The organism is Pseudomonas sp. NPDC086581, assembly GCF_044746165.1.
Lineage (GTDB): Bacteria > Pseudomonadota > Gammaproteobacteria > Pseudomonadales > Pseudomonadaceae > Pseudomonas.
On the sequence record NZ_JBIVBR010000010.1, the window covers coordinates 252418 to 266707 of the forward strand.

A 14290-nucleotide genomic window follows, 5' to 3' on the forward strand; every position below is an offset into this window, starting at 1 on the left:
CGTTACTCGTGGTAGTTGAACGCGCTGTAGCCGTGACGCTTGACCAATTCATCGCGCTCGGCCGATTTGAGGTCTTCGCGGACCATTTCGGTGACCAGTTCCTGGAAGGTGGTCTTCGGAGTCCAGCCGAGCTTGTTCTTGGCGTTGGATGCATCGCCCAGAAGCGTTTCTACCTCGGCGGGGCGGAAATAGCGCGGGTCTACGGCAACGATGCAGTTGCCTTTCTCGTCGTAGCCTTTCTCGTCGACGCCTTCACCTTTCCAGGTGATATTGAGCTCAAGCTCCTTGGCCGCTGCATTGACGAAGTCGCGAACGCTGTACTGGATTCCGGTTGCGATCACGAAATCTTCAGGCTTCTCCTGCTGCAGCATCAGCCATTGCATTTCGACGTAGTCGCGGGCATGGCCCCAGTCGCGCTTGGCGTCCATGTTGCCCAGGTACAGGCAATCCTGCAGGCCGAGCTTGATGCGGGCGAGGGCGCGGGTGATCTTGCGAGTCACGAATGTCTCGCCGCGAATCGGCGACTCGTGGTTGAACAGGATGCCGTTGCAGGCGTACATGCCGTAGGACTCGCGATAGTTCACGGTGATCCAGTAAGCGTAGAGCTTGGCCACCGCGTAGGGGCTGCGCGGGTAGAACGGAGTGGTTTCGCGCTGCGGAATCTCCTGGACCAGGCCGTAGAGCTCCGAGGTGGAGGCTTGATAGAAGCGGGTCTTCTTCTCCAGGCCGAGGATACGGATGGCTTCCAGAATACGCAGAGCACCGAGGGCGTCGGAGTTCGCGGTGTATTCCGGCTCTTCGAAGCTTACGGCTACGTGAGACTGGGCGGCGAGGTTGTATATTTCGTCCGGCTTCACCTGCTGGATGATGCGGATCAGACTGGTCGAGTCGGTCAGATCACCGTGATGGAGAATGAAGTTCCGATTCTTGACGTGCGGGTCCTGATAAAGGTGGTCAATACGGTCGGTATTGAACAGCGACGTACGACGCTTGATGCCGTGGACCTCATATCCCTTGCTAAGCAGCAATTCAGCGAGATAGGCGCCGTCTTGGCCGGTGACTCCCGTGATCAGGGCTACTTTCATGATGTTCTCCATTTACTTGCCTGCGGCCTTCAGAAAGGATGAAAGCCTTTTGTCTTCTCGAATGTGCTTGAGCAGGAAGGTGAAATGCCTGAATGGCATCTGAGCTTTCGAAAGAAGCTTCGGGGCGTGTAGGCTCCGAATCCGCTTCATTTCGCGAACACCATTGCTTCCGTACTCGCTGCTGGTTTTCTGATCCTGGTGGATACGGAATCCACCCAGGAAATGGGGGATATGGGAAAAACGTGCGCCGCAGTCGAGGAATCTCAGCAGGAGATCCCAGTCGAGGGCAAACGCCAGTTTATCATCCAGCCGGGCGCCGGAGCGCTCCCACAGGTCTCTTCGCCAGAACAAGGTTTCCTGCGGGATATAGTCGATGTGGCGCATCAATTCGCCATCATGCCCAGGCAATACCCATCGACCGACAATGTTATCCTCGGTGTCTATCAGAACGCGGTTTCCGTAGATGACATCGATTTCCGGGTTCTGCTGGAACAGGCTGGCCACATACGCCAGCGTTCCCGGTAGCAGGATGTCGTCGGAGTTCAAGAAGGCCATTATCTCGCCGTTGCATCGGGCGAAGCCTCGGTTTATGGCATCGGCCTGCCCGAGATCCTTTTCGACAACATATTGGAAGTCGGAGGATTTCTCGGTCCTGAGTACCTCAAGTGTGCCGTCGGTCGACTGATTGTCCTGAACTATGTATTCAAGATTGGAATAACCTTGAGATAGAACACTTCTGATAGTGCTTCCGATGAAGCGCCCCTGATTGAACGACGGGGTCACTATCGAAATTCGAGGCAGAGCCTGTCCGGCACCGGGTGGGAGTTCCAGTGTTTCGGTCAGCTGGAATCGCTGCCTGCCCTGCTCGAGCACGCCGAGTTTGATGCCGAGCAGGATGCGCAGGCGCGTGCCGAGAGATAGGGACTGGGGCATCGGCTCTCAGCTTTCCGTGCAGATTCTGGCACTGGAATCTACCCCGGCCACGCCGTAGAAGGGCTGCGCCTGGAAGCCCATATGGCCTTGTGGAACGATTGAGAAGCTGGATGCGTTTGTGATGACGCAATGGCGCGACGAGGTGGACTCGATCTCTGCCATCGAGGAGTTCTCGAGGTTGCGATGTAGCGCCCTGGGCCAGGTCGCGAATCCGACATCCAGTACGTATTCGCCAGTTGCGAACGCCAAGGGAATATCGAAGGACGCCCTTACAGTGCTGCCTTTCTCCAGTCGGGACGGGACAGGCGTCCCACACTGCCCTGAGTTCTTGCCATGAATCACTACTCCACGATCGGTCCTGAGGACAAAGCCGATAACGGGAGTCTCGAGAGCTTCATGGACCATGAACTCGGCGTATATGCGCAGTTTCTCGAATTGCCTGAAGACCTGGCGGGTGTCGTCGAATTCGTCGGTGATCGCCATGCGAATGCATCGCACCAGGCCATCGCCCGTCTGTTCCCGGCTGCTCATGTCCATGCCGGCGTTTTCAGGCCAGCGGAACTGTGTATCGCCGAGTTCCTGCTGGGCGTCGTCCAGGTGTGCAGCGCTTTCGTTCAGGCGGCGCGCGTCGTCACTGAGCATCTTCTTGGCGTTGATGTGGCCCAGGGCGTAATAACGGTTGATTGCCTCAGTGGCATCGCCTTGATAGACCACGTTACCGTGATGCAGTAGAAGCACTTCATCGCAGTAGTGCATCACGTCATCCATGCTATGGGTCACCAGGATGACGGTACAGCCGCGTTGGCGAAGCCGCTCCAAGCGCTCGTAGCATTTGAGTCGGAAGAAGATATCGCCTACAGCCAGGGCTTCATCGACGATCAGAACGTCTGGGTCGATACAAGCTTGAACGGCGAATGCCAATCTCACGAACATGCCGCTGGAGTATGTTTTTACCGGTGAGTCGATGAACTCGCCAATGTCCGCGAAAGCTTCGATCTCCGGAAGGATGCGATCGAAGTCCTTGCCCGACACGCCCAGGATCTGGGCATTCAGTCGGGCGTTTTCGCGGCCGGTGAACTCGGGGTTGAATCCCGCTCCCAGCTCGAGCAGGGCGGCGATGCGGCCATAAACGGTGACATGTCCGCTGGACGGCTGGAGAATGCCGCTGATTATCTGCAAAAGGGTGGACTTGCCACTGCCATTCTGGCCGATGATGCCAAAGAAACTGCCTCTTCTGATCTTCAGCGATAGGGGTTTCAGGGCTGTAAAGGTTTCCTGTTGCTGTCGTCGACCGAGCAGAAGGCCTCGTACTCGCTGCAGCGGACTCTTGTACAGGTCGTACTGCTTCGAAACGTTATCGACGCTGATGGTGTAATCAGAGCACATCGGCGAATCCTGGGCGCATTCTGTGGAAGACAAAGTAGCCAAAGGCCGCGATGGCAGCCGCTACGAGCGCGTAGACGCCCAGCGCGGACCAGTCCGTTTCATTGTGGGAGAAGATCAGTGTGCGAACTGTCTCCACCGGGATCGTGAGCGGATTGATGTTGAGCAGCCAGCGGAATTGCTGGGGGACCATTTCAGCCGGATAGCAGATGGGGGCGGTGAACAGCATGATGGTCGCCAGGCTGGTTGTCAGTTGAGGCAAGTCCCGGAAAAAGACGCCTACGGCGGACAACAGCCAGCCCAGGCCTACAGTGAGTACAAAGAGCAGGACCAGCGGAACAGGCAGCCAGACCGCATGCAACGGCAAGGTCCCCGAGTAATACAGTGTTCCTGCCAGCAGGATGCCAATGCCGAAGGTCACACCTACTGCGGTCCCGGCAGCGCTCACGAGGGGCAGGATCTCCAGTGGGAAGATGACCCGCTTTACATAGGATGTGTTGCTGACGATCAGCGACGGTGCGCGGACCAGGGTGTCAGCGATCAGGCTATGCAGCAGAATCCCGCAGAACAGCAGCAGGCCGAAGGGCACGTCGCGCCCGTCGGGTGTCTGGATGCCCCATCGAGAGCGCAGCACGACCTGAAACACAAATCCGTAGAGCAGTAGCTGCAGCAGCGGTTGGCCGACCATCCACAGGCTGCCAAGAAGAGAGTTCTTGTAGCGCATGGATATATCGCGACGAGTCATCTGAACGATGAGTCCCCGGTTTACCACGATTGACCGAATGCCGCTGACGAGTCCTGTACCCACGATCTGGCCCTTAGGGTTTGGGAGTATTCATAACGGAGTGAACGACGCCCATGAACGAGTCGGCGAACTCCTGCTGGTATTTTCCATAGTCGAGCGCCTTGCGAGCAGGCGGCGTCTTGGCGTACTTCTCCAGCAACGCAGCAAGCGCGGTGGAGTCGGTGGCGTCGAAGAACTCGATGTTCTCGTCCGCCTGTTCCACATTCGCGGGCAGACTCGAGGCGATCACGTACTGTGACACCGACTTGGCGTCTTCGATCACAGTTGACCAGCCCTCGAACAGGGAGGGCTGCACGATGCAGGTCGCATGGCGGAAGATAACCATCTGATCTTCTCGCGGGATGAAACCAAGGAAGCGGACATTCTCTCCAAGACCCGCTTGCGCGACCTTGTTACGGAGCTTGTCGCAATGATCCGGTGCTCGGTGATCGTGCTCTTTGCCTGAAAATGCCACCACGACCTCGACACCGCGCGCCTTCAGGATCTTCACTGCGTCAATGACGGTGTCGTGGTTCTTGTGGATCCAGAACTGGTTCGGGCAGTAGTAGAAACGTTCCGGCAGTTGGTATCGGCTCAGCACGTCTGCCGGCGCAAGCTCTGGCTGCATGGGCTCGAACGTGGCGAAGTGAACGACGTACTTCTGGACATCCGCCTCAGGATAGAACTCTTCGAAGTCCATGCGAGCGGCATTGCTGCTGAATACGACGTGCCGAAAGTCATTGAAATAGGATCTGTGCTGCGCTTCGCGCGCCTGCAATTCGTCCGCGCTGAAAAATTCCGGGAGACGTTTGTCCTGGAAGTCAGGGATCCAGCATGCGGTCTGTTGCAGTCGGGTATCTATCGGGTAGGGGAAGATCAGGTCGAAGTTGAGCTGGCGCTTCCAGAAACGCGGTGTCAGCAGGGACAGCAATTTCGCCTTGCGGGAAATGCCGCCGTCTATGCCATCGATCTGCCCAGGCTTGATCCAGTTGAGGCGCGGATATCCCGTACCCTTCTGAATGAACTCGAATGAAGTTTCCGAATGACTGATGATCCAGACGTCCGGTTGCTTGGCCGGAGCAATCAGATTCAGGGAGCTGACCAGGTTCTTGATGTAATAGGTTCCACCAATCCAGCTTTCGTCATAGTTGAAAGGGATTCCAATGACGGGGCGTTTCAACAGGTAATCTCCAGCGGTTCTCGGATCAGAGGGTTTTCAGCCAGTCGGCCACATGGCCAAGACCGCTCTGCAGTTCGAACTGGGGGGTGAAACCAAGGCTACGAAGATATGAAACATCTGCCTGCCAGTAACTCGGATCGCCGGTCCGCTCGTTGCCAGTGAACACGACTTCCTTTTCTACCCCAAGTGCGTCGAGCAGCGTGGTGGCTGCTGTCCTGATCGTGGAGGCCGTACCGCTGGCCACGTTGACCGCGCGTCCGTCGAAGTCTCCCCTATGCAGAAGCACGTTCAGTGCATGGGCGATATCGGCGACATAGATGAAGTCGCGGGTCTCGCGGCCGGTGCCGAAGAGCTCAATGCAGGGTTGGTGCAATGATTTCTGGTAGATGTCCCAGAACAGTTGCTTCCTGAGGTGCGGTCCGTAAGCTGAAAAGACACGCAAGGAAATGGATTGCGTACCGAATAGCTGGGCGTATTCCTGGCACACTTCTTCTGCGCTGCGCTTGTGCCATCCGTAAGGTGACACGGGGCTGAGTCCATCGCTTTCCCGAATCGGCAGGGAAGTGGACGGATTTCCGTAAACGGCAGCACTTGAGAAGTGGATGAATCTGGTGTGGGCCGAGACCTTGCGAATCGCCTCAAGCGTCTGGGCAATCCGCACAGTATTCAGGGTGTAGTCGTTCAGCGGATTGGTGAACGAATCCGGGACGCTGGCTGCCCCTGTGCAGTTTATGCAGGCGTCGGGTTGCTCTTGCTGGAACAGCGCCTCGAAATCCGGTTTTTCCGGATGGATGCTCAAGCAGTCGGTGGTCCCGGCCAGGGGTATGTCGGCGCCGACAATCTCGTGGCCTTGTTGCCCCAGCAACGTGGCGATGTGGCGTCCAATGAAGCCGTGAACGCCAAGAACTAGAACTTTCATGCCGCGACCTTCTTCTTCTGGGCTACATAGGTATACGGACGTCCGGCAATCTGCCGCTCGTTGACGCTGGCAATGGTCTGTTCGGAGTGGGGGAAGTAGTTAATCGGGCTCTCCGCGAATTTGTACTCCCGGATCAGAGTCATGTCGGCTTCTTTGATGAAGTCACAGTACTCTTCGCTCCGATAGGCGTTCTCCCCGTGCGTATACCGGTGGAAGGGGTGGTTCTCTAGGAAGAACTCCATGTCTGCTTCATCGAAGATCACATGCTCGCGAACGAAGAAGGCAGAGCCGTCATCCTTCATGAGGCTGCGGATCTTTTTCAGTGCAATCACCGGATCTCGGAAGTGGTGTACGACCTGCCGGCAATAGACGATATCGAACTGATCGGTCATGGACAGCAACTCGACGGGCTCCTGCACTATCTTCAGTCGACTCTCGACAGAGGCATCCAGTTTCTCTGCGGCCAGTGCAAGTAGTTTTCTCGCAGCCTCAGTACCCACGATGTCATCCGGCGAGGGCTCTGCCAGCGTCACCTCATAGCCGGACAGCGCAAACGCCACAGCCATGACTCCGCCAGCGCCACCGATATCAAGGATCGAGCGGGCACGGGGATTCGCGCTTCTGAACTCTCCCAGAGTTTGCTGGAACTCTTCGGTCGCCATGAAACGATGCAGGGAACCCATCAGATCGCGGTGCAGATAAGAATCTCGGAGCACCGAATCAAGAGCGGGATTTCCCTGGGATGCATGAATGATTTCTTCCCAGGTCCAGCGCTCCCTGGGGACGAAGCTGACGAATCGCGCGGGGGTGCCGGCAAAGACGCAATAGGGGGCCACGTCACGGGTAACCATCGAGCGGGCGCCGATGACAGCCCCCTTGCCGATGCGTACACCCTTGAGAATGGCGCATTCGAATCCAATCCAGACGTTGTCTTCGATATGGATTGGTCCGGAGGCAACTTGTGACCAGTCCTTGTACGCACCCATGCGGCCTGCGTCGACACCTGCCTTCCAGTCGTAGGCATCGTTGGCGCGAATGTCCGGGTCCAGGGAGTGCGCGTTGGAGTCCATGAGGGTGCAGTCCCAGGACAACATCACATTGTTGCCGATGTGGATCCCGTCTTCCTGCGCGCAGATGAACTTGCACCCGCTCCCGATCGAGCTCTTGTTGCCAATGGTGACGGAGCCGATTCCCCGCTCGAACACATAGGTGCCACCAACATGGCTGTATTCGCCCACGTGGACATACGGTCTGTTTTCGATCTTCACCCTTACATCGATGTAGATCGGTTCAATCCGAGTTCCCATGCCGGCCTGGAGGAATCGATGCCCGCTGGCATCGATCCCCACATGGCGCGTGGGGTTGAGCATGAACTGCTTCAGTCGTAGTAGGCGGGCCACGATCCGGCGCGTAATGGCGTTCTTGATTCTGCTGATGAAGCGTCTTGCACCGGCTCGACTGTACTTCGCACGAATGCGCTGGGCATTCAGCGTGCGGTTGATGATTGACGGGTCCTTGCTACGCACTGCCTTGGCAAATAGCTGGGCCGCCCAGTCACCATGCTGCTCGCCGAAGGCGAGATCCTCCGGCGTCGTGTCTGCCCCCAGACGCTCGATGAATTCTTGCTGGTAGGGCGCCGATACGTGCGCGGAGAAGAAGTTGGCGGGCAGGATGTAGCCGGCAACTATGGGAGCGAGGGCTTCGTACTTGTCGAAACTCTTGAAAAGCTCGAGGCACAGCTTGCGGACTGTCAGGAAGTCGAGAGCTTTCTGATCATTCGTCTTGGTCGTCGAGGTAGCACGCTGGTAGTAGCCGTAACTGATACTTCCATCGATATAGACGCGCTGGGCCGTCAGCATCAGGTGAATAGCGAACGGGTGATCCTCATAGAACACTCCTTTCGCAAAGGTGATGCCGTGCTCAACAAGGTGGCTGCGCCGGGAGATAAGCCGCCAGGGGGGCGTGTTCCAACAGGATATCGCGGCAAAGGTCCCGGCACTTTCCAGCGGGCAAAGCGTCTGCCCGGCCAGATGTGGAGGCACCAGGCTCGAAGGGGCTGCGGGCTGATCGTCGAACGTGAATTCGAAGTTCGCAACCAGAACATCCGGGTCTTCCTGCGACAGAATCCGGCTCAGCCGAGGCAGAACGGTTGGCAGCAGCCAGTCGTCGCTGTCGACGAACCAGATGTAGTCGCCAGTGGCCAGCTCCAGGCCGTTGGCTCGTGCTGCGCCTTGTCCGGAGTTCTTCTGGTGGAGCGCCTTGATACGGCTATCCAGGCGCTGATACTCCTCTATGATCTGCTGAGTGTCGTCGCTGGATCCGTCGTTGACGACAATGATCTCGTATTCGTCATACGGCTGGCGCAGGATCGAGTCCAGGCACTTTCTTAGGCTCGCCTGGGCGTTGTACGCAGGAATAATGAATGAAATCGACATGTTTAATCGTTGGCGAGTCGGGAGCGGAAAAGGCGTTGAATCTTGCGTAGCGCCCTTGCTGCGAATGAGTTGCTCAGGCGCTGTGCATTGACAGGCGGGGTGGCTGCAGCGCTCGAGGTTGGGTGAAGGCCAGCCGCAACGGCTTCGGCCAGCAAGGTGTCCGCAGGATACCGGCTAAGGACCTCAGATACCTGACTGTCGTCAGTCCACCGACGAACAGCCTTGAAGAGGATTTCGGCATCCTGAGTGCTGGTCCCGGGGAAGTTGCCCGCCACCACGGCATAGGTCTCGGCCATGATGAGTTCCTCGTTGGTCGATGAGGTGCCGCTCAGGCTGAAGTGGACCAGCGGTAGCTCGACTCGCGCGCAGGTGCAGCCGGCTCGAATGGAGCGGTGTACCCATTCGGCGTCCGCGCAGATCTTGTGGCCCAGATTGTACTGTCCAACTTTCCGGTAGGCTTCGGGCGTCACGTACATGCTGTTGTGGCAGAACGGAATACCGCTTACCAGGGCGCCCGGGCCATATGCTTCGTCGACGCGAAGGCTGGCGCTCCCGTCCGGCGCTTCCAGCAGTGCCTTGCCGGCGACGATGTCAGTACCCGCGTGGGCCCAGGCTTCATGGACGGCTTTCAGGGCGCCTTCGGCCAGTCGGTCATCTGAACCGATGACGCAGATCAGGTCACCGGTAGCCAGCGCGACCCCCTTGTTGATCGCGTCGTAAATACCCTTGTCGGGCTCGCTGACTAGCTTGAGTGCGAGACCCGAAAAGGATCGGGCCACCTCCAGGGTTTGATCCTTGGAGGCGCCGTCGATGATCAGCACCTCGACATCAGGCCAGCCTTGCTCGCGTACAGACTCCAGCGTTCGAGCCAGTGTCGGTGCCGAATTGTACGTGGGTATGACAATGCTGAATCGCGTCGAGTTGCTGGAAGCTTCAGACATCGATGCGCCCGTACTTGTCGCTGAGACGGACAATATCGTCCTCGCCCAGATAGTCGCCGCTTTGGACTTCGATGAGAACCAGATCGATGACTCCCGGGTTCTCCAGGCGATGCTGATGGCCTGCCGGGATGAACGTCGACTCGTTGCTATTCAAAAGCATGGTCTTTTCACCATTGACGACTTTTGCCATGCCGGTGACGACAATCCAGTGCTCGCTTCGATGGTGGTGCAGCTGCAGAGAAAGCGATGCCCCCGGCTTCACCACGATACGCTTGATCTTGAAGCGGTGGCCTTCCTCGAGAGTGGTGTAAGTACCCCAAGGGCGATGAACGGTGCGGTGCAGCAGGCGGGTGCTGTGCCCGTTCTTCTTCAGCTGGGCGACGATCTGCTTTACGTCCTGGGTGTGATCCTTGTGGGCGATGAGTAGGGCATCGGGCGTGTCGACCACGATCAGGTTCTGGACGCCAACTAGGGCAGCAAGGCGCTCGGGGCTGTGCACATAGTTGTCGTTCGCACAATGTACCAGTACCTCGCCCTCGAGACGGTTGCCATCTTCATTCTCGGGGGTCAGCTCGCTGAGCGCGTTCCACGAGCCAATGTCGCTCCAGCCAAGATCACAGGGTACCGTGGCGACCTTGAGCGAACGCTCCATCAATGCATAGTCGATCGATATATCTGGAACCTTCCCGAACGCCTGCGAATCCAGGGTCAGGCAGCGGTGGTCCTCGCCCGCCGAGAGGCGCGAATCTGCAATGGTCCGAGCGACGGAGTCGTGAATTTCGGGGGCATGCGCCTTCATTTCGGCAATTACGGTGCCGACCCGGAAGCAGAACATCCCAGAGTTCCAGAAGTAGTTTCCAGCCGCGAGATATTCTTCGGCCCTCTCCTGGGTAGGTTTCTCCACGAAGCGCTTGACTTGCAGGCCGCCGTCGAGTGCAGCGCTGTCGCATTCGATGTAGCCGAAGCCGGTCTCCGGATACTGCGGCTGGATTCCGAAAGTAACCAGCCAGCCTTGAGACGCAAGCTTTGAGGCTCGTACCACAGCGTCGGCGAAGGCATCCGTGCGTTGGATCAGGTGGTCGGCGGGAAGCACGAGCATCACGACATCAGGGCCGTGAGTCTGCTCCAGTTGCAGGGCCGCAGAAATGACCGCCGCCGCCGTGTTCCGGCCAAAAGGCTCCAGCACATAACTGAGGCAATTGGCCTTGGTGTCGAGTTTTCGATACTCGTCTTCGGTCTTGAAGAACAATTCGCGGTTGGTGACGGTCATGACCTCAGTCACGCCATCCAGGCCCGCCGCTCGAAGCAGGGTCTTCTGCAGCAGGTTTTGCCCATCGGGCAGTGCCATGAAAGGCTTTGGATGAGCCTCCCGGGAAACTGGCCAAAGCCGGCTGCCAGCGCCGCCGCATATGATCACAGGGATCAGCATCGATCGTGTCCTTTGAAAATTTCGTCCTAAGCAGCGTGCTTGCAAGATTCAGCTGCTCGACGGATCGCATTCCCCGAATCTCAGGCGCTGCGAAAGATACACAATGAGGCGTGAGACTCATAGTGTCGACTAGGAATCAATTGGGGTGCCGCGTGAGCTCGCTTCGACATTCGGCAAAGCCATGCGTTCCCTTGAAGCGTAGGGGAAATTCCCGCTCCATGTAAGGTATGGCGAATTAATATCGCTCAGGGTCTGAGGCGGAAACGAAAAAGGCCCGTTGTGAGGCGGGCCTAAGTGTTTGTATTTGATGGTGCCGGCACCAGGAGTCGAACCCGGGACCTACTGATTACAAGTCAGTTGCTCTACCAGCTGAGCTATACCGGCAAGGAGGGCGGCCATTATAGCTATGCCGCCCTTGGTGTAAACCACTGATTTGTCAGAATGATCCGCAGTTTTGGTCAGTGTCCTCCGGCGGCTGCAGCGCCGGGCTTGGCGCCGAAGGGCGGCTTGGCCAGGCAAATGACCACCAGCATGGCGAGGAACAGCCAGCCGAGTAGGGTGAAATAGTCGATGGTGCTGATCATGTAGGCCTGGCTCTCCACCATGCGTTCCAGCAGCGCCGCGCTGTGCTGGCCGGGGCCGCCGAGCTGTTCGACGGTGGCGCGGGTGGCCGGGTCGTACTGGCTGAGGTTTTCGGTCAGGTAGGCGTGGTGCATGGTCGCGCGGCGGGTCCAGATCCAGGTGGTCAGGGACGCGGCGAAGCTGCCGGCCAGGGTCCGCAGGAAGGTCGCAAGGCCGGAGCCGTCGGCGATCTGGTCGGGCGGCAGGTCGGAGAGCAGGATGCTCAGGATCGGCATGAAGAAGAACGCCACGCCGAGCCCCATGAACATCTGCACCAGGGCGATGTGCATATAGTCGACTTCGGTGGTGAAGTCGGCGCGCATGAAGCAGGTCGCCGCCATTGCCAGGAACGCCAGCCCCGCCAGCAGACGCAGGTCGAAGTTGTTTGCGTAGCGGCCGACCAGCGGCGAGAGGAATACGGGCAGGATGCCAATCGGTGCGGCTGCCAGGCCCGCCCAGGTCGCGGTGTAGCCCATCTGGGTCTGCAGCCACTGCGGCAGCAGCAGGTTCATGCCGAAGAAGCCGGCGTACCCGCCGACCAACGCCAGGGTTCCCACCGTGAAGTTGCGATGCACGAACAGTCGCAGGTTGACGATCGGGTGCTTGTCGGTCAGTTCCCAGATGATGAAGACCGCCAGGGCGATCACCGCGATCACCGTGCCGCCGATGATGAAGCCGGACTCGAACCAGTCCAGGTCGTTGCCCTTGTCGAGCACGATCTGCAGGGCGCCGACGCCGATCACCAGCATCGCCAGGCCCATGTAGTCCATGGGCGCGTGCTTGATCACCACCGGGCGAGCGCGCAGTTGCTGGTAGACGACCATGGCGGCGAACAGGCCGATGGGTACGTTGATGAAGAAGATCCACGGCCAGCTGTAGCTGTCGGTGATCCAGCCGCCGAGGATGGGCCCGGCGATGGGCGCGACCACCGTCACCATCGCCAGCAGTGCCAGTGCCATCCCCCTTTTCGCCGGGGGATAGATGGAGATCAGCAGGGTCTGGGTGATTGGGTAGAGCGGCCCGGCGACGAAGCCCTGGATGGCGCGGAAGCCCACCAGCATGCCCATCTGCTGGGCGACGCCGCAGAGGAACGAGGCGACCACGAAGAGCAGGGTGGCAGCAATGAACAGCCGCACCTCACCGACCTTACGGCTCAGCCAGCCGGTGAGCGGCAGGGCAATGGCGTTGCTCACCGCGAAGGACGTGATGACCCAGGTGCCCTGCTCGGAGCTCACCCCGAGGTTGCCGGAGATGGTCGGCAGAGCGACGTTGGCGATGGTGGTGTCGAGCACCTGCATGAAGGTCGCCAGCGACAGGCCGATGGTGGCCATGACCAGGCTGGGGGGGCTGAAACTGCTGCTGTTGGGCTGGCTCATGACGGTAGTCGGATCAGCGCTGCGCGGTGCTGTGGTTGGCGTCGGCCAGGTTGGCCTGGATCAGCTTCTCGATCAGCTGGTCGGCTGAGGCCAGTTGCTCCTGGTACACGTCGGTGGAGAACACCGCCTCGTGCGGCGATTGCTGGGCGAGGGCGGGGCCGCTCTGGTCGTGCAGGCTGACGTTGACGTCCATGGACAGGCCGATGCGCAGCGGATTCTTCGCCAGTTCCTCGGGGTTGATGCGGATGCGCACCGGCACGCGCTGGACGATCTTGATCCAGTTGCCGGTCGCGTTCTGTGCCGGCAGCAGGGAGAAGGCGCTGCCGGTGCCGACGCCGAGGCTGTCGACGGTGCCGGAGTACTTCACTTCGCTGCCATAGAGATCGGAGCGGATCTCCACCGGCTGGCCGATGCGCATGTGCTTGAGCTGGGTTTCCTTGAAGTTGGCGTCGATCCACACCTGGTCCAGGGGGATCACTGCCATCAGCGCAGCGCCCGGCTGCACGCGCTGGCCGACTTGCACGGTGCGCTTGGCGACGTAGCCGGTGACCGGCGCGATGATCACCGCGCGGGCGTCGTCCAGGTAGGCCTGGCGCAGCTTGGCGGCAGCGGCTTTGACGTCCGGGTGCGAGGCGATCACGGTGTCGTCCACCAGCGCGCGGTTGGTGTCCAGTTGCTGCTCGGAGCTGGTCAGCGAGCTGCGCGCGGTGTCCAGTGCGTCGCGGGCGTGGGCCAGCTCTTCCTGGGAGATGGCGCCGTCGTTGGCGAGGTTCTGCCGGCGCTTGAAGTCGGCCTCGGCCTTGGTCAGGGCGACTTTCTTCGCGGCCACGTCGGCCCTGTAGCCGTCGACATTGCTGAACAGCCCGCGCACCTGGCGCACGGTGCGCGCGAGGTTGGCTTCGGCCTGCTGCAGGGCGATGTCGGCATCACTGGGGTCGAACTTCACCAGCACCTGGCCCTTGCGCACCAGATCGCCGTCATCGGCGCCGATGCTGACCACGGTGCCGGTGATCTGCGGGGTTATCTGCACGACGTTGCCGTTCACGTAGGCGTCGTCGGTGTCCTCGTGCCAGCGGCCGTAGAGGAGTTCCCAGACGACGCTGGCGAGGCCGGCGAGGATGACGACGGCGAGCAGGATCAGCAGCCAGCGCTTGCGCTTGGGGTTGCCGTTCGGGGTTTCTTGAGTGGCGGTGCTCATGTCGGG

11 protein-coding genes and 1 tRNA gene are annotated in these 14290 nt (G+C 59.3%); all 12 read right to left on the reverse strand.

All coding sequences use genetic code 11. From position 1 onward, the window contains the following. Positions 1-2: 2 nt before the first annotated feature. The 12 genes from gmd to ACIPK7_RS21140 all read right to left on the reverse strand — a co-directional run bounded on the left by gmd (position 3) and on the right by ACIPK7_RS21140 (position 14284). Positions 3-1088 (reverse strand): GDP-mannose 4,6-dehydratase, encoded by a 1086-nt coding sequence (gmd, locus tag ACIPK7_RS21085; protein WP_318652893.1) that lies wholly within the window; start codon positions 1086-1088, stop codon positions 3-5. 9 nt (positions 1089-1097) lie between these two features. Further along, a complete protein-coding gene (locus tag ACIPK7_RS21090; protein WP_192433108.1) occupies positions 1098-2018 on the reverse strand; it encodes a glycosyltransferase family 2 protein in 921 nt (306 codons plus the stop codon). A gap of 6 nt (positions 2019-2024) precedes the next feature. Then, the gene (locus ACIPK7_RS21095; RefSeq protein WP_192433106.1) at positions 2025-3404 is read right to left on the reverse strand and encodes an ABC transporter ATP-binding protein; all 1380 of its coding nucleotides are present in this window, start codon (positions 3402-3404) and stop codon (positions 2025-2027) included. Further along, a complete protein-coding gene (locus ACIPK7_RS21100; RefSeq protein ID WP_225614907.1) occupies positions 3394-4146 on the reverse strand; it encodes an ABC transporter permease in 753 nt (250 codons plus the stop codon). Before ACIPK7_RS21100 ends, ACIPK7_RS21095 begins: the two co-directional genes overlap by 11 nt. Before the next feature lie 73 nt (positions 4147-4219). Further along, positions 4220-5365: a glycosyltransferase family 1 protein gene (locus ACIPK7_RS21105; protein WP_192433103.1), complete on the reverse strand. Its 1146-nt coding sequence runs from the start codon at positions 5363-5365 to the stop codon at positions 4220-4222. Positions 5366-5390: 25 nt separating this feature from the next. Beyond that, complete coding sequence (locus ACIPK7_RS21110) at positions 5391-6284, reverse strand: NAD(P)-dependent oxidoreductase (RefSeq protein ID WP_192433102.1); 894 nt, start codon at positions 6282-6284, stop codon at positions 5391-5393. Next, the gene (locus ACIPK7_RS21115; RefSeq protein WP_401089964.1) at positions 6281-8719 is read right to left on the reverse strand and encodes a glycosyltransferase; all 2439 of its coding nucleotides are present in this window, start codon (positions 8717-8719) and stop codon (positions 6281-6283) included. The genes ACIPK7_RS21110 and ACIPK7_RS21115 overlap by 4 nt, the downstream gene beginning before the upstream one ends. Before the next feature lie 2 nt (positions 8720-8721). Next, a complete protein-coding gene (locus ACIPK7_RS21120) occupies positions 8722-9660 on the reverse strand; it encodes a glycosyltransferase family 2 protein (protein ID WP_192433100.1) in 939 nt (312 codons plus the stop codon). Continuing rightward, on the reverse strand, positions 9653-11089 hold the full coding sequence (locus ACIPK7_RS21125; protein ID WP_401089966.1) for a mannose-1-phosphate guanylyltransferase/mannose-6-phosphate isomerase: 1437 nt from the start codon (positions 11087-11089) through the stop codon (positions 9653-9655). Before ACIPK7_RS21125 ends, ACIPK7_RS21120 begins: the two co-directional genes overlap by 8 nt. A 308-nt stretch (positions 11090-11397) precedes the next feature. After that, positions 11398-11473: transfer RNA gene (locus ACIPK7_RS21130), tRNA-Thr, on the reverse strand. Between the two features lie 74 nt (positions 11474-11547). Continuing rightward, positions 11548-13086, reverse strand: coding sequence for a DHA2 family efflux MFS transporter permease subunit (locus ACIPK7_RS21135; protein ID WP_401089968.1), 1539 nt, complete (start codon positions 13084-13086; stop codon positions 11548-11550). 13 nt (positions 13087-13099) lie between these two features. Continuing rightward, positions 13100-14284, reverse strand: coding sequence for an efflux RND transporter periplasmic adaptor subunit (locus ACIPK7_RS21140; protein WP_401089970.1), 1185 nt, complete (start codon positions 14282-14284; stop codon positions 13100-13102). Positions 14285-14290: the final 6 nt, after the last annotated feature.

What these genes read in the sequence shown, in the direction of transcription:
- ACIPK7_RS21090 (WP_192433108.1), bottom strand. Translation starts at nt 2,018, where the DNA reads ATGCCCCAGTCCCTATCTCTCGGCACGCGCCTGCGCATCCTGCTCGGC.
- ACIPK7_RS21095 (WP_192433106.1), bottom strand. Translation starts at nt 3,404, where the DNA reads ATGTGCTCTGATTACACCATCAGCGTCGATAACGTTTCGAAGCAGTAC.
- ACIPK7_RS21100 (WP_225614907.1), bottom strand. Translation starts at nt 4,146, where the DNA reads ATGACTCGTCGCGATATATCCATGCGCTACAAGAACTCTCTTCTTGGC.
- ACIPK7_RS21110 (WP_192433102.1), bottom strand. Translation starts at nt 6,284, where the DNA reads ATGAAAGTTCTAGTTCTTGGCGTTCACGGCTTCATTGGACGCCACATC.
- ACIPK7_RS21115 (WP_401089964.1), bottom strand. Translation starts at nt 8,719, where the DNA reads ATGTCGATTTCATTCATTATTCCTGCGTACAACGCCCAGGCGAGCCTA.
- ACIPK7_RS21120 (WP_192433100.1), bottom strand. Translation starts at nt 9,660, where the DNA reads ATGTCTGAAGCTTCCAGCAACTCGACGCGATTCAGCATTGTCATACCC.
- ACIPK7_RS21125 (WP_401089966.1), bottom strand. Translation starts at nt 11,089, where the DNA reads ATGCTGATCCCTGTGATCATATGCGGCGGCGCTGGCAGCCGGCTTTGG.
- ACIPK7_RS21135 (WP_401089968.1), bottom strand. Translation starts at nt 13,086, where the DNA reads ATGAGCCAGCCCAACAGCAGCAGTTTCAGCCCCCCCAGCCTGGTCATG.
- ACIPK7_RS21140 (WP_401089970.1), bottom strand. Translation starts at nt 14,284, where the DNA reads ATGAGCACCGCCACTCAAGAAACCCCGAACGGCAACCCCAAGCGCAAG.